An 18,157-nucleotide genomic window follows, 5' to 3' on the forward strand; every position below is an offset into this window, starting at 1 on the left:
ACTCTTTCTCCACAGAAGTTAAGCTGGTCTTGTCTTTTTCTATTTTTTCTTTGTTATCTTCACAATCGAATTATCGAGGCATTTTTTAATTTGTTTGTTTAGATTGCTTTCTCTCTAATTGTCTTTGATGTGCACGACCATGGGCTCGATGACGATCTTCTTCTATTTCAGTGGATCTTTGCTTACCTTGTGGAATAACAGTTGCAGACACTTCCTTCAGTCCTGCTTGGTCCTTCTCATATACAAAAGAAGCTCTTGTAGAAATATCTGCACCTGGTTTTGAGACAAATGGAAGGACACGATAATCTGTTTTCCATTGTGTAGGTGTAACTTGGCAGCGAACATAACCACGAAAATCGTTAAAGAACTTGATATGTTTATTCTGTTCTAAAATACGGTCGGTATCAGCACGTTTATCCGCTCCATTTCCACCAGACGTAATAGATGTTCCAACAAATTCGGCTCCCAGTATGCGAGATTTTAAATCCTCAAAGTCTGCTAGTAAATTAGATGCCCAGCTCGCATGCACGTCACCTGTCAGTACGATTAGATTATTCATGCCTTTACGGTGAACGAAGTCTGTAATTCGCTGACGGGACGGAGTATAACCATCCCAACCATCCATGCTGTATAGGGGCTCGTCCGGACTTGGACCATAATTCCGTTTTGCAAAGAATATTTGCTGTGCTAGTACATTCCATTTTGTTTGTGTTTTATCAAGCTTATTAAGCAACCAATCCTCCTGTTCATCACCTAGGAGGGACCGGGATGGGTCCAATGATTCTGGTGTTTGTGGAGAACTCGTATCTCCATTTGCTTGGTCTGAGCGGTATTGGCGAGTGTCCAATACAAAGAAGTTTGCTAGATCCCCATATGAAAAACTGCGGTACAACTGCATGTCAGCACCATGAGGCATTGATGATTGGCGAAGAGGCATATGTTCGTAATACGCCTGATAAGCAGCTATGCGTCGTTTTACAAATTCCTCTACGGATTGTCCCTTTTCAGGAATTTTATTTGCATAGTTGTTTTCCACTTCATGATCATCCCAAGTCACAATCCATGGAAAAGCAGCATGAGCGGATTGCAGATTCTCATCGGTTCTATATTGGGCATGGCGATTCCGGTAATCCTCTAGTGACTTAATTTCTGGTCCACTGTGGGTTCTAACATTACCTGAACTCGCCACATATTCATTCGGCCCATATTCATATATGTAGTCTCCAAGATGGAAAACCAGATCGAGATCTTCTTTAGCCATATGTTTGTAGGCTGTATAGTAACCGTGCTCATATTGTTGGCAGGAGGCAAATGCAAAACTAAGACTAGAAACATGGGTACCACTTGTTGGAAGTGTTTTCGTTTTCCCTACTGGACTATATTCCTGACCAACTTTAAAACGATAGAAATAGACGGTGTCAGAATGCAAGTTCTCCACTTCAACGTGGATGGAATGGGCCAATTCAGGTCTCGCTATTTCAGTGCCACGTTGAACAATATGGCGAAAGTGTTCATCTTTTGCTAACTCCCAATGTACAGGGATGTTACGAGAGGGAGCTCCTCCTCCTTTGAGTGGTTCTGGAGCTATTCTCGTCCATAAAACGATACCATCGGGTAGAGGATCACCGGAGGCAACACCAAGAGAGAACGGATAGTTGCTAAACTTTGGTGCTGCATCAACCTTAATTCCCCCCATAGATTGAGCGATTACTGCAGCTAGAGAAATACCAGCAATTTTTCCAGCCCCTTGAAGAAACCCTCGTCTATCGACGTCCTTTTGCAATGTTGTTTCATTAAATTTTTGAATCAATTCATCCATTGATCTTTCCTTAGTCATGTCATCTTACTCCTTTCTGCATCCCTATTGTTTGAATCAGCTCCTATTATAGAATGTATTTATTAATAGATTGTTAATAAAAGTAAAGATGAGAATTTAATTGAAAGTTAAAAGAGGTATTAACCTAATAGGATGATAGAATTAGCTAGGTTGTCTACTTATCTTTTTATATGAAGTGTGATGGGTGTAGTTGATAAATTCATTCCTTATTCTTGGTCCTTCTGTCCTAATATTATTTACAATTGCTAAACAAAAACTAAATATTTTTTTATTTTCACTTCCATATATCCGGTTACTGACTCAGTAGATAAGCCAGTTTTCCAAAACCACAAAATCTATTCATATACAGTAGACCAATGTGAACCAGCTTAAAAGCGATACTCTATCACCAAAACAGGACTATTGTAGGGTTTTGTCGTTTAAAGTCGAATTCTTTTATCTATCAAGGTATAATTTATATCGTAGATTTATATAGAGGAGGACTATTTAATGGGATGGGTAATAGCCATTTTATTCGGTTCAGCAGTTGTGCTGCTCATTATGTCGTTTTTTAAAACGAAGCAATCTAAATCAGCTCTTGAGCAACAGATTGAACAAGTTTCTTTTTCAATAAAGGATGAAGTTCATGAGCTCCGGGAGCAGGTTCGGAATATTGAAATAGATGAAGAAATTACAGTCCAGCAGTTGGGGGCATTAGGAGGAAATTTGGAAGAACGCATCCTGCTACGTGAAATGCTTAACATGCAGAAACGAGGATATTCTTTTGAAAGCATCGCATCAGAACAACAGCTTACACCCAGTGAGGTAAAGCGGATGCTTGCTCCCTACACGACAAAAAAGCTTGAAAGGAGCATGGGAGAACAATGACACCTAATTCCTTGCGTAGTTTTGCAGTAGGCCTTTTAGTCGCAGCGACTTTAACTGGTGCGGTATATTTCTCTGACTCTTCGAAAGCAAAAAGCACGGAAAAATCGGCGGAAACAGTTAAGTCCGAAAAACTTACAGAAGACGAATTGATCAAAAAGTTGGAATCTAAAGGTTTTGTTATCCAGACAGAAGATGAATGGAATCAGCAGATTGCCGCCGTAAATGAGAAAACGGAAGAAAAAGCAGAAAAGAAAGCGGACAAAAAGAGTGATGAAAAGGTTATATACCGAACGATATTGACAGTTTCCTCCGGTATGACAAGTATTGATGTCGGAAATGCTTTAGAGCGAGGAAAAGTCATTGATAGTGGAATGGAGTTTTATAAAGAAGTAGAAAAGAGAGGGCTTGAGAACGATTTACGGCCTGGCACTTTTGAAATTGAGAGTGGAATGAAGATGGACGAGGTTATTTCCATTATTTTTAAGTAGTTTGATAGAGGAAGCTTTTTTGTTTCGGTCTTATGAATTATTAATATGGAAAGACTAGAGAGAAGGGGGTAGCCTTCTCTTTTTTTGTATTCAGTAAAAAGGGAAGTAAGGAAAAGGGTGATGGCTTGCTAGGTGTAAGTTCCATTTTAGATAAATCAATACTCTTTCGGAGATTCGATAAATATGTTCGCTCGAAATTATCGTTTTTGGACTTGCCTTTTTGTTGATTCTTGAACAATGACGACAGCCGCAATTACCATAATGATACCAAGGTACTGGCATAAATTTAACTTTTCGTGGAAAATTAAAAACCCCATTAGAGATGCAACGACCGGTTCGATTGTTGCTATTATAGAAGCTCGGCTCGATTCTATTGTATTTAATCCCTTTGTATAAAAAATGAACGGCAGCATCGTTGAGAGGAAACCAAGCCCTATTATATACATCCATACTTTAATATCTAAGAATAAAGGCAATACTGACCACAAACTGCTGAAGGGGATTACTGCAATTGTCGCGAATAAAAAGGTATAGACGGTAACGGTTAAAGAATCATATTTTTTGAGAGCGAATTTCCCAAATATACTGTAAAGCGAGTAAAAAAGACCGGAACCAAGCCCAAGAATAACCCCGTATAAAGAGACTGGTTCATCCATATTTGGTAATATCCCAATAACAAATGAGCAACCAATAAATGTGATAAATAGGGCTAGAACCTTTCTTGTCGTTAGTGCTTCTTTAAATAATAGTCTTGAGAAAATAGTTACAAAAGCGGGTGCCGTATAAAGAAGGATGGATGCAATGGAAATAGACGTTTCTTCAATTGCACTAAATAAGCACCAATTAAAAAGGACAATACTAAAAATTCCAGTCCCTACAAAATATTTGCTATCAGATACGTTAATCTTTAAGAGTTGACGATTTTTAAAAAGGACATAAATTACTAGAAATATAGTTGCGGATAAAGCACGTACTGCAACAACCTGTGTTGGTGTAAAGCCAATTTCGTAAAGGTATGTTACGAATATACCGATAATTCCCCATAGCGATGCCCCCGCACCAATAAATAGCAGTGCTAATTTGTTATCCATCGGTCTCTTCCTCCAATCCCTTTGGCATAGTATGTACGAACAAAAATTCAAAGTATTTGCTATCATACTTTTTGAAAATCAGGTGAGTAACTTATTTTTTTAATTAACGGACGTACTTAGAAGGAGGTATTACCATCATTAAAAGATCTATTTGCATTTTCCCAGATTTTCAAAACAATGCATTAATCGAGGAAGTACGAGAAAAATATGATCCCTTATACAGTGTTATTCCTCCCCATATTACACTCGTTTTTCCGTTTGAAAGTGACATTAGCACTCTTGAGTTAAAGGAGCATGTACATGATTCTTTGAGAGAGATAAGTCCTTTTACATTGAGGCTTCAAGGTGTAACGGGTAGTGGAGGAGAATATTTATTTTTAAATGTAAAACAAGGAAATGATGAAATAATAAGAATCCATGATTTACTCTATACAGGCATTCTTAAAGAATATTATTTTAGAGAAGTAAGCTTTATTCCTCATATCACAATCGGTAGGCTGCAATCCAAAAAGGATTTTCGACAAGCACTTTTGCAAACGAGTAAGTTTGACTCAACTTTTGAAACAAAAATTAATAGTATATGTTGTGAGGTTATAGCGAATGATGACCAATCAGAGCCGGAGTTTTGGTTTCACTTTGAGTAGGATATTTTTAAAAGAGCAAGAAAAGAGTTGACTTAGCATATTAGAGGGTTTCGACTCTCTTCTTTATTTTTTGTATGAATTTTGTGGTTTGTTGGCGTCACCCCCCAAATAGCCACAAGCCACTGTTCCTCCCCTGTAATTATCTACAAATATTCTCTCTTTTTTAATAGAAGTTTTTAAAAGTATATTAATATGTCGGATTACTTTGTTAAATCTTTTAAATTTGTTTTTTATATTCACACCTTGTAGCTTAATACGAACTGTTGCAATACTTTTTGTGCTCTCTTTGATTTTTAAAAAATAACCATGCTAGCGAGAGTTCTATTGATTAAAACTGTTTGAAGTTGTTATATTGTTATAATTTAGAATTATATTAATATATGGAATTATTAGAAAACTAGTGATAAAATTAAGGTAGTTATATATCTAAAGTTAGCCTGTAAACAATTATTACCATATTAGAGGAGTGGAGTTAATGGATCAATTATTTAAAGGATTAGATGATATTTATAATGAAATTGTCGATATTCGCCGCCATCTTCATCAACATCCTGAGCTCTCTTTCGAAGAAGTAAATACGGCAAATTATATTGCTGCTTATCATGAAAAATTAGGCCACAAAGTACGTACTAATGTTGGTGGAAATGGGGTTTTAGCTTATCTTGAAGGAGATAAACCTGGACCGACAGTAGCGATACGGGCAGATTTTGATGCACTTCCTATCCATGAAGAAACAGATGTTCCGTTTAAATCAGTAAATACTGGTGTTATGCATGCATGTGGACATGATGGGCATACAGCAACGTTGTTGGGTCTTGCAAAGGTTCTCAATAGCATGAAGTCAGAAATTGAAGGAACGGTTCTTTTTCTTCATCAACATGCTGAGGAATTACCTCCGGGTGGAGCCATTTCGATGATTAAAGATGGTTGTTTAGATGGGGTGGATGTTATTTTCGGAACCCATTTGCAAGCACAGATGCCATTAGGCGAAATAGGTTATCGATCAGGCCCACTCCAAGCTGCACCTGACCGTTTTGACATAACCATTAGAGGGAAAGGCGGGCATGGTGCAGCTCCACATGAAACAAAGGATAGTATTGTCATTGGAGGACAACTTATAGGAAATCTGCAACAAATTGTTAGCCGTAAGGTAGATCCATTAGAATCTGCTGTAGTATCCGTTTGTTCTTTTGAAGCAAAAAATCCTTACAATGTTATTGCAGATACAGCTACTTTAACTGGTACAGTTCGAACATTTAAAGAGGAGATTCGTACCTCCATAGAAAAGGAAATTGAAAGGATCGTTCAAGGAACTTGTCTTGTATCAGACGCATCCTATGAATATACGTATACGAGAGGATATCCAACTACTGTTAATCACAAGGAGGAAACAGAATTCGTTGCAAAGTTGGCTCAGTCAGTACCAGGTGTTGAGGCTGTTAAAGAAACCCCACCAATAATGGGCGGAGAAGACTTTTCATATTATTTACAAAAAGTAAAAGGTACTTTCTTCTTTACAGGAGCAAAAAGTCCTGATTGGAACGAAGCTTATCCACATCATCACCCCAAATTTGATTTGGATGAACGTGCACTATTAATCGCTGCAAAAACCCTTGGGCTAGCAACTTTACACTATATGAAGAACAGTTCAAAAACTTTATCTTCACAACAAGTATAAAAGATAAAAACATTTGAGTAGGGGCCTGGTGATACATGGCCCCTTTAATGAATCAAAAATAAAGGGGATGATCAATTTGGCAGCTGAAGCACAACAACTTTGGAAGGATTGGCGTGTACACATGATCGTATTAGCTATCGTCCTGCTGACTGAGACGATTGGTACACATAAAATTCCGTTAGGACCAGGAGTTATTTTGTTATTACCAATGCTATATGCCGTTATTATTGGAATTGCATTATTCTTCACACCGCTTGTTAAGGAAAAGCAGTCCAAAAACGCTGAGTCACTCGTTTTTATATCGGTAACATTACTAATTGCAAAGTTCGGGGTACAAGCAGGGCCAGCCTTGCCACAGCTTATTGAAGCAGGACCTGCACTGTTGTTACAGGAAATAGGAAATATAGGAACAATATTCCTTGCTCTTCCAATCGCCATTTTACTAGGATTGAAACGAGAATCTATTGGAATGACACACTCCATAGGACGTGAGCCAAATGTCGCTATAATAACTGATAAATACGGATTTTCCTCACCAGAAGGGCGTGGGATTATGGCGGTATACATTTTTGGAACCGTTTTTGGCGCTATTTTTATGGGATTAATATCAGGATTTTTGGCAACTGTTACACCTATTCATCCATTGTCATTTGCCATGGCAACAGGTATAGGAAGTGGAAGCATGGCAGCTGCAGCATTAGGCCCACTCGTTGAGATGTTTCCTGAAATGAAAGACCAAATTATTGCTTTCTCAGGTGCGAGTAATCTTGCAACATCTGTAACAGGCTTATATGTGAGTATTTTCGTTGCATTGCCGCTAACAGAAAAACTTTATGGATGGATGGTAAGAAAAGAAAGTAAAAAAACGGAAACAAAAGTGGAGGTGTAACCAATGTTAAAGAACATCCAAGAATGGTTATTAGTCTTATGCATCATCGGGGGCGTCATATTAATTGGAAATTGGATTGGCTATGATATCCTCCCAATAGCAGCTCTCCCGGGAATGAGTGTATTAATTCTTATTTGTTTAACTGGCTTGATTATTGGTAAGCTTGTCCCACTCAATATTCCAAGCATTGCTTATATTGGGGTATTAGGTTTTATCCTTACAATTCCAGGCATGCCTGGATCCGAACAAATTGTAAAATGGACGGCAGATGTCAGCCTTTTAGCAATCGCTACACCCATTTTAGCCTATGCTGGTATAGGAATAGGACGCTCATGGGCAGACTTTGCTAAACTAGGTTGGAAAACAATTATTGTTGGAATGTGTGTATTACTAGGAACGTTTTTGGGTTCAGCAATCATCGCGGAAATAACTCTTCGTTTGCAAGGGATTATTTGATATCATATCGTTTTATCTTATTTATTATTAAATACAAAAGGGGAACGAATGAGGATTCGTTTCCTTTTTTGTGTTTAAAGAGCATGGAAGTTTTTTTATGGAAATAGTAACATCTTTAAATTTTGATAAATAAAGTGATTCTCTATGTTCTTTTTAATGACTCAATTTTGAAGACCTGTTGGTTAAAGAATACAATGTCAGTCATCTCATACTGGTACTCTTCCATTCTTTTTTTTTGCTGTAGATATGTGGTTTGTTGGGGCATCGAATCCCAACAAACCAGCTGCATTCAATACTTCACATTGATGCAGCATGGAAAAGCTAAACACCGTTTATTAACAAAAAAGATTAAAAAAGGGTAGGCCAAGTTGTTCCATTAAAGGGCCAGATTCTGGAATAAGGCTTCCAAACAAACATGAATATGTTAGGTGATTTTTGGTATGGGATTGTGAAGAAGTGTACTAAGACTATAGAGATAAAATAATTGAATAATTTTATTATGTTTTCTTTATTTAATTAGTAATATATGGTAATATAATGTATAGAGATGTAAAGAAAGGGGAATCTATATTACACATGTGGAATAGCCTTGAAATGATTATTTAATTGGATAGAGACAGTTGCGGTCTTTTATTCTAAAGGATGCGTTTATTTGTCTATCTGAAATCATTCAAGGGATACATGGTGTGGACAATTAAATTCCCATAACCAAGCAGATACCTTTGTGTATCTGCTTTTATTTTTAGGTGAAAATACATCTCTATTGACATAATCATAATGTCCCTAAACTAGGGGGATTTTAATGAAAAACCAGTACGGAAACGAAGAGATGCTAACAGGAGGAAATGTCTCAAACGTATATCGTTCGGGTGATACTGTTCGACGAGAATTAAAATCAGACAGCACAAAAATTCACAAGCTGTTAAAGCATTTGGAAAACAAAGGTTTCAGTTATGCACCAAAGTTTTTAGGTATTGATGAAAAAGGTAGAGAGGTATTATCTTTTATCGAAGGAGAAGCTGGCAATTATCCTTTAAAAGAATACATGTGGTCTAATGAGGCTTTAAAAGAAATAGCGAAGATACTCCGTCATTACCATGATGCTGTGAGTGACTTTCCATTATCAGATGAATGGAAGCCCATAGACAATACTCCAAATAACATAGAGGTTGTATGTCACAATGATTCTGCCCTTTACAATATTATTTTTAATCATGAAAAACCCGTAGGTATTATTGATTTTGATATTGCTGCTCCTGGTCCAAGACTTTGGGATATAGCTTATACTCTTTACACTTGTGTTCCTTTAAGTAGGATATACCATACTGAAACAGGTGAAGTAGTTTATTATAGTCCATCACATGATGTCGACCGTATAAAACAAAGAGTTAAAATGTTTTTTGAATTTTACGGTATTGAGGGAATGGAAGAAGATTATTTGGAGATGGTATTGCTACGATTAGAAGGATTATGTAAATACATGAAAAGAAAAGCTAGTGAAGGTGACAATGCTTTTCAAAAAATGATAGATGAAGGTCATTTCGAACATTATCAAAAAGATATTAAATTCATTCGTGAACATGGAAAAGAGTGGGCTTAAGGATAGTATTAAGGGCCAGATAGTTGAGGAAATCCTTTTATGGGGGCATTTTATGAAATTATTAGTATCGGATCTGTATAAAAAATTTTTGGATAACAAAATAACCAATAAAATATTTTTGTTAGGTATTGATGGTTGTGGTGGGGCTGGGAAAAGTACTTTAGCTCAGTCTTTTAAAGAAGTAGGAGGCAATAATGTTACTATCATTCACATGGATGATTTTTATAAACCCTCAGGAATAAGGAAGCAAGTAAGTAACAATGAAATAGGTGGAAATTGGGATTACGAACGTGTAAAAAAACAAGTTCTCGAGCCACTTAGAAATAATCAAAAAACAAAATATCAAAGATATGATTGGAATATAGATGATATGGCGGAATGGCATGATCTACCTACCGAAGGATTGGTGGTAATTGAAGGATGTTACTCATTAGTAAAATCTCTAAATAATTATTATAATTTTAAAATTTGGGTTGAAAGCCCAAAAGAATTAAGACTTTCTAGAGGTATCGAACGTGATGGTGAAGAAAATCGTCACTTATGGGAAGATTTGTGGATGCCTGCTGAAGAACAATATATTAGAGAACAACAACCCTTGAAGACAGTCGATTTAATAGTTGATGGAACCGGTAAAGAAAGTGATATTAAAAATTTAGAACTTACCGTTTTAAAAGTACCTTATTCATGGAATTAGGTTTCAGGTGTGTATAGAAATTTATTTTTTAACCAACTTTATTTTATAAAGTTGATGTTAACAGTTGTTAATAAGCTATTCAACAAACGGGCGCGATAATTTAATATCGCGCTTTTTTTTGCTGAAAAAAATCATTGTAAGGGTTATTCCTTTTTGAAATAATTGGTATTAAGTTAGAGGGCAGGATTCTGAAATAAGCCACATAGGGGCAAAGTGGAATAACGTTAGGTAAATATAAAAGTTTTTCTATTAAACAAATAAGTTGATCGTTGAAAGAAGGGAATATAAATTATGAATTCCGACAAACAAGATAAAAATCAACGGCTGAGAATGGCTCAAAGTTTATACAGAAAGAAGAAACATAAAAATGTAAGAAGAGATGAAGGTAGCAAGATATGGACAGTAGTTTTTTGGATGTCTGCCTTGATTGGGTTTTTAACTCTTATTATTAGTGAGATATTCTTCATTGATCGAGGTGTACCACTACCTGAAATTCTTTCGAAGCTAGCCGCAACCTTTCACCGAGTTTTCTGATCGATATTTTAAAATGTTAAAACTAGGTCGCTTCGTCCTTGGGGAGATAGTTATTCCATTAATGGTGCTTTAACGGAATAAAGGAAACTTTATCAATTTGGTTATCTTCTAATTCAAGCATCCTCCCTTTGCTAGTTCAAGAAAAGGGAAGATTAAAGGAATAGAGTAAAGGAGTGGATGGTGGTGTCGGGTCAATCTATAATGACTCTTTTATATTTATCAGTATCAGTGGTTTGGTTAGCCACAAAAGGACGGTCATTGATAAAAAGGAATAGTGGCTATTATCTTCCTATCATTGCCTTTGGTATAGGCTCAGCGATGTTGGTTCTTGGAACAATTTATACAAAAGGTTGGGAAGCAATGGGGTTTATGCTCTGGGGGGTAATTGTTACAGCAGTAAGCCTCATTATTTTTCTTGTTGTCTTCATTTACGAAGAAACAAATGCACGTAAAGGCTAATTAAGTAAACCTATTCTGTTAAAGGAGCATTCCTGTTAGAAGGATTTTCGGGGACTTGAACAAAAAAGAGCCCTCTTGGTATGATACGGGGTGTCAAAACTCGCCGAATTGACCCCTAATTTGTAACCAAGGAGGACTCCATAATGGATTTTAAACAAAATCAGAAAATTAATCAAGTCACCGAACAAACTCTCGTCGTTGGAATTGACATTGCGAAGCGTACACATTACGCATGTTTTGTTGATGATCGGGGGCGTGTAATTCAAAAATCATTCTCTGTCCAACAATCACATGGTGGATTTGAGATGTTCTATCAACGTATTCTTAAAGCGATGAAAAACTTCGGCAAAACAGAAGTGTTAGTAGGCATTGAACCTACGGGGCACTACTGGCTAAATCTTGCCTATTTCCTTGATGATGTGGGAATTCCACTTGTCATGGCGAATCCTATGCACGTCAAGCGTTCGAAGGAACTAGATGATAATCTGCCAACGAAAAACGATCGGAAGGATGCACTTGTGATTGCGCGCCTGTTGAAAGACGGTAGATTTAGCTATCCTCGCATTTTAAAAGACATGGAGGCCGAACTTCGTGCAGGATCTACCTTCCGAGGGAAGTTGACGGAAGAATTAGGTTCAGTAAAAAACCAAATGATTCGTTGGTTAGATCGCTATTTTCCTGAATTCACTGAAGTATTTCCATCATTCGGCAAGATGGCATTGGCGGCACTTGAGTGTACACCGTTTCCAAGTGACCTCGTTCAGAAGTAACCAGAGGATGTACTGTCTCTGTACCGTAAAGTAGAGGGGATAAAGTCTCCTCAAAGACCGAAAGCGATTCGATTAATTAAGCTCGCTGATCAGTCTATTGGTGTCACAGAAGGACGTCAGATGGCCCGTTTTGAAATCGCCACACTCGTTCACCGCTTTCGCCAGTTAGAAGAAGAAATTGAAACGATCACGAGCCAACTAATCGAGTTAGTACAAACGTCTGTTGAATATGAATGGCTCTCTACGGTCCCTGGACTAGGAGATACGACTATCGTTGACCTATTAGCTGAAATCGGAAGTTTCTCACACTACCAAGATCCACGCCAATTAATGAAGCTCGCGGGATTAACCTTACGTGAGAATTCCTCTGGTCAACACAAAGGGCAAAAGCGAATCTCTAAACGTGGAAGAAGAAGGCTTCGATCCCTCCTATTCCGGGTTATGATGCCGATGATTCGACATAATGAAGCATTTCGTAAAATGCATGAGTATTACACAAATAGAACACAAAACCCGTTACGTAAGAAACAATCAATAGTAGTACTTTGCGGTAAGCTACTCAAGGTATTACATGGGATAAGCACGAAGCGAACAGCGTTTGATGCAGAGCGAATGATGAAGGATATTCCTTGTCTCGGAGAGGTAGTCTAACGCCCTCATCCCTTTTATTAAGCACTAGACAACAGGATGACACGGAGAAGCTGGCACTATTTTCACCATCCGACCTCGAGTCCCTAAAGGAGCTTCGCTAGCCTCTGCCTTATGACTAGACCGAACGAAGGAATGTAGGCACTAGATGCCAAGAGACATGGGAGGGTACGTCATCATAAGCTACGCAGAGATCCATGGTGCATCACATACTATCCCTCACCACTAATAACCAAGTTTATCCAGTAGTGACAGCGTAGCGTACCCAACTACTGTAAAAGTTTCACATGTTTATAAAATACTGTTAATCGGCGTGTCGAAAAATATTTTTTGACACTCTTACAACGGCTCAAACCGTTGATAAATCAATATTTATAGAGGGAGGCGAATGTTAAAAATGGCTTTCGCCCTTAGTTCTTTTTCTCAGAAACTGGTGGACGGTAAGAGGTAAATTTGAATAGTAACTAGAGGACTTGCATACATCTCTATAAATAAGAGGTGATCAATGTGAAATCAAAGTTATCTAAAATTTGGCTTTTATTACTTTTCATCTATATTGTCTTTTTAATGATGGTTAGTTTCTTAGGCATAAGTTATTATGCACCCAAATATATTTCTGATTTTAGTGATGTTAATCATAATTATATTCCTTTTAATACAATTCGAACTTATTTATTTAATTTTGATCACTATAACCTTGATGCTTGGTTGTACAATACCTTTGGAGTTGTTTTTTTATTTGCCCCTTTAGGTTTCTTACTTCCAGCAACTTTTATTAATGTAAAAAGTATTAGAACTGTTGTTTTAATAACTCTTTCAATAAGTATGTTTATTGAGGTTTTACAAAGATTTACTAACTTAGGAGTATTTGATTTAGATAATATAATATTAAATATTCTAGGAGCTACTTTAGGTTATTGGACCTATAAAAGTATCTCAAAAAATATAAAGATACATATTCCATAATCGGGCTGGTTAATTGAAGAAAGATTGAGAGATTACATCAAAAAGAGAATTATTTCAGGAGGAGAAACCTATGACTAAATTGTCAGAGTGCTTAGGTTGCAGACTATCTAATCAACTCGAACCAGTAAATATCATATATGAGAATGAATATGTTTGTTGTTTTCTGGACATTCAGCCTTTTAATGAAGGACATACTTTAATCTTACCAAAACAACATTATTTAGATGTTGAAGAATTAGATATAGAGACTGCTAATGCGATAATGAGAGCATCAATGATTATTTCAAGAGCAATAAAAAAACTATATAACCCTGATGGCATTACGATTTGTCAAAACGGTGGTAAATTCAATGATTTGAGCCATTACCATATGCATGTTATTCCAAGGTATGAGGAACAACCTTTTTACATAGAAGAACAAAAAGATACTACCATAGAGAAAAGTCATTTCTCAGAAACAAAAGCTAAATTGGAAGATATGATTGGTAAACTATCTTCAACAAAAGGGGGCAATAACCGAAGATCAGCTAATTGATCCGGCTATTGCCCTTGTTCAATTATTGGGCAGTTTAGTTTAACAAGAAATGTTACTCTTATATAAGATCCGCATTTTCCTGATTATATTCCCTTTAGAATTAGAGAGTATTAGTTTGAGGAGGTTTATTGGGAAAGTAAGAAGAAACATCTAGAATTAAGTTTGAAGGAGGATATTAAAATTGAGTACAGATATTTTAACTACTAAAGTTGAAGTAACCCGCAAAGATTGTATTGAGCTAATGACTCACCTACCACCATACAAAATTGCGTTTGCTTTTCTCGCCCTTTTTTTCCCTGTCTTGTGTATAATTGTATTCTTTCTCAACTTGGATGATTTTTCGGCAACTGCACAGAGTGCTACTGAATGGATAATTATTATGGGTGCGACAGCAATAATTATTGAAATAATGGTATTTATAGGATATAAACTGACACCAAAATTTGGTGGGAGAAACCTTTATAAAAAATTAAAAAAAAATGGTGTGAATGAACTCATTATTTCATTTGATAAAAAAACAAAAAAATTCTTAGTGGGGCCTAAAAGTATAGAAATGATTCCTAATTCAAAACTCCAAATAGTTTCAGCAAAAAGAAACTATTTATTTTATTTTGGGAAAGGACTTCTTTCAAGAAGATTCTACTTACCTAAGAAAACAGAAGCTTCACAAGATGGAATGGGAGAAGAAGTAGTGAAGTTCCTTTCAAGAGAGGAGAAATCAGGAAAAAACTGGGGTACAACTGAAGATAATATTGATAAGAAGAAGGATAATTAGTCTTTATTCAACTATAGGGGGCAATAACAGAAGATCAGCTAATTGATCCGGCTATTGTCCTTCTTCAATTATTGTGGCAGGAATGTTGAATAAGTTGTATATGGAAATGTACACTAAATGTGCAATAGTTAACATATTCATTGAAATGTTATATAAATTTTAAAAATGGTTATCGGAGGTAAGTTATGGAAAATGAAAAATGTGATTTGATACACTCAAACAGTATCAAGGGGAAGAAATTAGAAGTAATTGATGGATACACAATAAAGTATCATGCGAACGGAAAAACAATATGGTCAAAAGGGAAAATGATTGGAGAACAGCCAGATGGTTATTGGGAATGGTATCGTGTCGATGGAACCATAAAGCGTTCAGGGTATTTTCAAAATGGCAATCCTGTTGGTGAATGGGTTACCTATGATAGCAAAGGTGAAAAATACAAAACCTCCAATCGTGATAAAAAATAAAATGATGGGTGTTCTTAATGCCTTTTCTATCTTTCACACTAATTATGTGGAGTATATCCATAATTGGTGTAGGAGCATTATAAAATAGTGATATACTCTTCAATTATCGGGCGCAATTCCAAAAAAAATTTGCGCTCTTTCTTTATGTAAAGGGCCGTTTAATGGAGTAAAGGATGTTGATGTAGCTTTTGAAAAGTTTGATCAAATAATCGCTAATATCCTTTATCTAAAGGCAAATAGTAAGAGCATGTTTTTAAAAAAATTTGATCAAACATGTTCTAAATGAATGAGCTCTATATAAAATCCTTGTTACACTAAAGTTACCCTTTCGTACAATAAGTGAATCGAACCTGCCACAACAAAGCATTAATTGACAGGATACGTTTTTTAAAAGTTGCTAAGATGACAATAAGGAGTTGAAGGCCATGGCATGGGTGGAGTCAATACAAAAGGCAATTGAGTACATGGAAAAAAATATTTTGGAAGATATGACGATAGACAGTATTGCTAAACAAGCCAATGTGTCACCTTTTCATTTCCAACGAACGTTTTCAGTTTTGACAGAAATTACGGTTGGTGACTATATAAGAAGGCGGCGATTAACATTGGCCGGAGAAGAATTGCTGACAACAAATGCGAAGATTATTAACCTTGCCTATAAATATGGCTATGACACTCCCGAGGCTTTTTCGAAGGCTTTCCGCAGACAGCACGGGATTACTCCAAGTGAAGCGCGAAAGAATAAGGGAAAACTGGAAGCCTATAACCGCCTGATTATCCAGGTTACCTTGAAAGGGGCAGAACCAATGAAGTATAGTGTAGTTGAGAAAAATGTGTTTCAAATTGTTGGGATTAAGCGAGAATTTTCTTGTGTGGCAGAGGAAGAAAACGTAGCAGGCATTCCAGAACTTTGGGAAGAGGTCAATCAAAATGGAACAAGCGATTTGCTGTTTCAATTGAATGACGGGGTAGTAAAAGGAGTTTTAGGTGCTTGTGGAGAAGTCAGTGAAGAGCAAAAAAAGGCTAATGTGTTTGATTATTGGGTGGCAACCTCGTACAGTGGGGAAGTTCCAGAAGGAATGCTTAGCTTAGAAATCCCTGCTTCCAAGTGGGCAGTTTTTGAAGTGCATGGACCAATGCCTGCTGCGATGCAAAATGCGTGGAAACGGATTTTCTCCGAATGGTTCCCTTCCACTGGATATGAGCATGCGGGTACACCAGAATTTGAATTATATAAGGATGAGGATCCAAGTAGTCCAGATTTATACTCGGAGATCTGGATCCCGATTAAATAAGTTCATCATGTGTATACGATCTTCGGTAAACGGGCGCAATTCCAGAATAAAATTTGCGCTCTTTCTTTATGTAAAGGGCCATATTGAGAGTATTTTGTTGGTGACAAGAAAAAAGAATAAGTAAAGCAAGGAATAAATGTTATTTACACTTTTCTATGGGGGACTTATGAAAACTCATTATTATTTAGGTTGGTTTAACAATTTCTTTCCAGAGAATCTGGGCAGGGTGTTACAGGGGGATATAACTGATAGAAAATCGATAGCTATGATTAGCTCGAATCCTTCTATTTATGAAAATGATGGTGCTACTGAACGCTCATGGCTTGACCAGGCTGGTATTATGTTTGACGAATATCACTTAATTAATTATCGCTTACAGAAGGAAGAGGCCCAAACGATAATTCAAAATGTTTCAGTCATTTTCTTGTTGGGAGGGGATATTCTTAAACTAAATAGTTTTTTGAAGGAATATGAATTATCGGATTTGATAAAAAAAAGTAGCGCCGTTGTGCTGGGAGCAAGCGCTGGTGCAATTAATATGTCCGCTAAATGGTTATGCTCGAAAAACTTTGGAGATAAAGTTGAAATGAACTCTGTTTATGACGGAATCGGTCTTGATAATTTTTCCGTCCTGTCTCATTTTGATCTTGAAAATAACATGGGGCTGGTTCAAAGCGAACTATCTCTCCTATCGGAAGAAATAGATATTTATGCATCGAACAAAGATTGTGCTTTACGTGTAAAGGGAGACAAAATCGACGTTATAGGCAATGTTTATTTGCTTTCCCATTCAAAGATTCAGAAATTGGATGAGACGCTCTAGTTTTAGTGCAACCGGGTCCTAAATATGCATCACTTTTTTCTTATTCAACTAAAAGGTGCATTACAGAAAAGAAGGGGACTGGCATAGCAGTCCTCTTTCTCTATACGTAGCTCAATTAAAGGAAAGAAGGGTTGAATAAGAAATAATAGGGGGGAGAATAGTAGTGTGGATACTTATAGGTTTTATTGTAGTGGTTATTACTATTTTATCAATAGAAGGACAGCTTAAAAAAGGATATAAGCAAAATGAAGAAATAATAAAATTACTAAAAGAAATAAAAGAAAAAGACTGATTAACTTCTTCAACAAACGGGGGCGATAACTGAAGATCAGCTAATTGATTACCAGCTATTGTCCATTTTAATTATTGGGCAGGTTTATGGAATAAGAAGAGATTTATAAAAGGCGTAATCCCTTTCAGGTTACGCCTTATTTTAGTTTCACAAATAGCGGAAATAAGTAATTCAAATTGAGTAATCTTTTTAAATGTTAACATCTAACAAAGGGATAATTGATTTATTTTAAATAAAGTTTATTTTTATTTGAATTAAATTAAAAAATGTTTTAATATTATTTATGTAGGAGGTGGATGTAAAAATGAACAGAGAGGAAGTTCCAGAATGGATTCTTTCGTTAGATAGA

Annotated in this window: 19 protein-coding genes and 1 pseudogene; 18 read left to right on the forward strand and 2 right to left on the reverse strand. The window is 36.5% G+C overall.

Features of this window, described 5'->3' with window-relative positions; translation table 11 throughout:
- Positions 1-85: 85 nt before the first annotated feature.
- Entirely contained in the window at positions 86-1,837 is a 1,752-nt protein-coding gene (locus ACFSUL_RS05925; protein WP_377933598.1) for an alkaline phosphatase D family protein, read from the reverse strand.
- Positions 1,838-2,326: 489 nt separating this feature from the next.
- On the opposite strand from ACFSUL_RS05925, the gene ACFSUL_RS05930 reads away from it, so the two are divergent.
- Positions 2,327-2,704: a hypothetical protein gene (locus ACFSUL_RS05930; RefSeq protein ID WP_071413339.1), complete on the forward strand. Its 378-nt coding sequence runs from the start codon at positions 2,327-2,329 to the stop codon at positions 2,702-2,704.
- Positions 2,701-3,192 (forward strand): hypothetical protein, encoded by a 492-nt coding sequence (locus ACFSUL_RS05935; protein ID WP_071413340.1) that lies wholly within the window; start codon positions 2,701-2,703, stop codon positions 3,190-3,192. Before ACFSUL_RS05930 ends, ACFSUL_RS05935 begins: the two co-directional genes overlap by 4 nt.
- Positions 3,193-3,389: 197 nt before the next feature.
- Here the strand turns inward: ACFSUL_RS05935 and ACFSUL_RS05940 are convergent, their stop codons facing one another.
- Complete coding sequence (locus ACFSUL_RS05940; RefSeq protein WP_071413341.1) at positions 3,390-4,283, reverse strand: DMT family transporter; 894 nt, start codon at positions 4,281-4,283, stop codon at positions 3,390-3,392.
- 185 nt (positions 4,284-4,468) lie between these two features.
- Here ACFSUL_RS05940 and ACFSUL_RS05945 point away from each other — a divergent pair, with 185 nt between their 5' ends.
- From ACFSUL_RS05945 to ACFSUL_RS06020, 16 genes and pseudogenes are all read left to right on the forward strand, one after another.
- Positions 4,469-4,927 (forward strand): 2'-5' RNA ligase family protein, encoded by a 459-nt coding sequence (locus tag ACFSUL_RS05945; RefSeq protein WP_377933622.1) that lies wholly within the window; start codon positions 4,469-4,471, stop codon positions 4,925-4,927.
- 475 nt (positions 4,928-5,402) lie between these two features.
- The gene (locus ACFSUL_RS05950) at positions 5,403-6,605 is read left to right on the forward strand and encodes a M20 family metallopeptidase (RefSeq protein ID WP_377933601.1); all 1,203 of its coding nucleotides are present in this window, start codon (positions 5,403-5,405) and stop codon (positions 6,603-6,605) included.
- Between the two features lie 121 nt (positions 6,606-6,726).
- A complete protein-coding gene (locus ACFSUL_RS05955) occupies positions 6,727-7,494 on the forward strand; it encodes a DUF3100 domain-containing protein (protein ID WP_377933624.1) in 768 nt (255 codons plus the stop codon).
- 3 nt (positions 7,495-7,497) lie between these two features.
- A complete protein-coding gene (locus ACFSUL_RS05960) occupies positions 7,498-7,950 on the forward strand; it encodes a hypothetical protein (RefSeq protein ID WP_071413344.1) in 453 nt (150 codons plus the stop codon).
- 802 nt (positions 7,951-8,752) lie between these two features.
- Complete coding sequence (locus tag ACFSUL_RS05965; protein WP_377933603.1) at positions 8,753-9,550, forward strand: phosphotransferase; 798 nt, start codon at positions 8,753-8,755, stop codon at positions 9,548-9,550.
- Between the two features lie 52 nt (positions 9,551-9,602).
- A complete protein-coding gene (locus ACFSUL_RS05970; protein WP_377933605.1) occupies positions 9,603-10,244 on the forward strand; it encodes a uridine kinase family protein in 642 nt (213 codons plus the stop codon).
- A gap of 291 nt (positions 10,245-10,535) precedes the next feature.
- Complete coding sequence (locus ACFSUL_RS05975) at positions 10,536-10,778, forward strand: hypothetical protein (RefSeq protein WP_377933607.1); 243 nt, start codon at positions 10,536-10,538, stop codon at positions 10,776-10,778.
- Positions 10,779-10,961: 183 nt separating this feature from the next.
- Complete coding sequence (locus ACFSUL_RS05980) at positions 10,962-11,237, forward strand: hypothetical protein (RefSeq protein ID WP_125444188.1); 276 nt, start codon at positions 10,962-10,964, stop codon at positions 11,235-11,237.
- Positions 11,238-11,380: 143 nt separating this feature from the next.
- Positions 11,381-12,658, forward strand: a pseudogene (locus ACFSUL_RS05985) (IS110 family transposase).
- Positions 12,659-13,162: 504 nt separating this feature from the next.
- Entirely contained in the window at positions 13,163-13,621 is a 459-nt protein-coding gene (locus ACFSUL_RS05990; protein ID WP_071413349.1) for a VanZ family protein, read from the forward strand.
- A gap of 70 nt (positions 13,622-13,691) precedes the next feature.
- On the forward strand, positions 13,692-14,156 hold the full coding sequence (locus tag ACFSUL_RS05995; protein ID WP_377933610.1) for an HIT family protein: 465 nt from the start codon (positions 13,692-13,694) through the stop codon (positions 14,154-14,156).
- Between the two features lie 181 nt (positions 14,157-14,337).
- On the forward strand, positions 14,338-14,931 hold the full coding sequence (locus ACFSUL_RS06000; protein WP_377933612.1) for a hypothetical protein: 594 nt from the start codon (positions 14,338-14,340) through the stop codon (positions 14,929-14,931).
- Positions 14,932-15,116: 185 nt separating this feature from the next.
- Positions 15,117-15,398 (forward strand): hypothetical protein, encoded by a 282-nt coding sequence (locus ACFSUL_RS06005; RefSeq protein WP_377933614.1) that lies wholly within the window; start codon positions 15,117-15,119, stop codon positions 15,396-15,398.
- Between the two features lie 425 nt (positions 15,399-15,823).
- Positions 15,824-16,693: an AraC family transcriptional regulator gene (locus ACFSUL_RS06010; protein WP_377933616.1), complete on the forward strand. Its 870-nt coding sequence runs from the start codon at positions 15,824-15,826 to the stop codon at positions 16,691-16,693.
- A 166-nt stretch (positions 16,694-16,859) separates the two neighbouring features.
- Positions 16,860-17,516: a Type 1 glutamine amidotransferase-like domain-containing protein gene (locus ACFSUL_RS06015; RefSeq protein WP_377933618.1), complete on the forward strand. Its 657-nt coding sequence runs from the start codon at positions 16,860-16,862 to the stop codon at positions 17,514-17,516.
- A 163-nt stretch (positions 17,517-17,679) separates the two neighbouring features.
- Positions 17,680-17,808: a hypothetical protein gene (locus ACFSUL_RS06020; protein WP_377933620.1), complete on the forward strand. Its 129-nt coding sequence runs from the start codon at positions 17,680-17,682 to the stop codon at positions 17,806-17,808.
- Positions 17,809-18,157 lie beyond the last annotated feature (349 nt).

It is taken from the genome of Bacillus seohaeanensis (assembly GCF_042684945.1).
Taxonomy (GTDB): domain Bacteria; phylum Bacillota; class Bacilli; order Bacillales; family Bacillaceae_B; genus Rossellomorea; species Rossellomorea seohaeanensis.

Coding starts and splice junctions, on each gene's coding strand:
- ACFSUL_RS05960 (WP_071413344.1), top strand. CDS start 7,498: ATGTTAAAGAACATCCAAGAATGGTTATTAGTCTTATGCATCATCGGG.
- ACFSUL_RS06015 (WP_377933618.1), top strand. CDS start 16,860: ATGAAAACTCATTATTATTTAGGTTGGTTTAACAATTTCTTTCCAGAG.
- ACFSUL_RS05995 (WP_377933610.1), top strand. CDS start 13,692: ATGACTAAATTGTCAGAGTGCTTAGGTTGCAGACTATCTAATCAACTC.
- ACFSUL_RS05940 (WP_071413341.1), bottom strand. CDS start 4,283: ATGGATAACAAATTAGCACTGCTATTTATTGGTGCGGGGGCATCGCTA.
- ACFSUL_RS05975 (WP_377933607.1), top strand. CDS start 10,536: ATGAATTCCGACAAACAAGATAAAAATCAACGGCTGAGAATGGCTCAA.
- ACFSUL_RS05970 (WP_377933605.1), top strand. CDS start 9,603: ATGAAATTATTAGTATCGGATCTGTATAAAAAATTTTTGGATAACAAA.
- ACFSUL_RS05965 (WP_377933603.1), top strand. CDS start 8,753: ATGAAAAACCAGTACGGAAACGAAGAGATGCTAACAGGAGGAAATGTC.
- ACFSUL_RS05950 (WP_377933601.1), top strand. CDS start 5,403: ATGGATCAATTATTTAAAGGATTAGATGATATTTATAATGAAATTGTC.
- ACFSUL_RS05955 (WP_377933624.1), top strand. CDS start 6,727: ATGATCGTATTAGCTATCGTCCTGCTGACTGAGACGATTGGTACACAT.
- ACFSUL_RS05935 (WP_071413340.1), top strand. CDS start 2,701: ATGACACCTAATTCCTTGCGTAGTTTTGCAGTAGGCCTTTTAGTCGCA.
- ACFSUL_RS05925 (WP_377933598.1), bottom strand. CDS start 1,837: ATGACTAAGGAAAGATCAATGGATGAATTGATTCAAAAATTTAATGAA.
- ACFSUL_RS06005 (WP_377933614.1), top strand. CDS start 15,117: ATGGAAAATGAAAAATGTGATTTGATACACTCAAACAGTATCAAGGGG.
- ACFSUL_RS06010 (WP_377933616.1), top strand. CDS start 15,824: ATGGCATGGGTGGAGTCAATACAAAAGGCAATTGAGTACATGGAAAAA.
- ACFSUL_RS05930 (WP_071413339.1), top strand. CDS start 2,327: ATGGGATGGGTAATAGCCATTTTATTCGGTTCAGCAGTTGTGCTGCTC.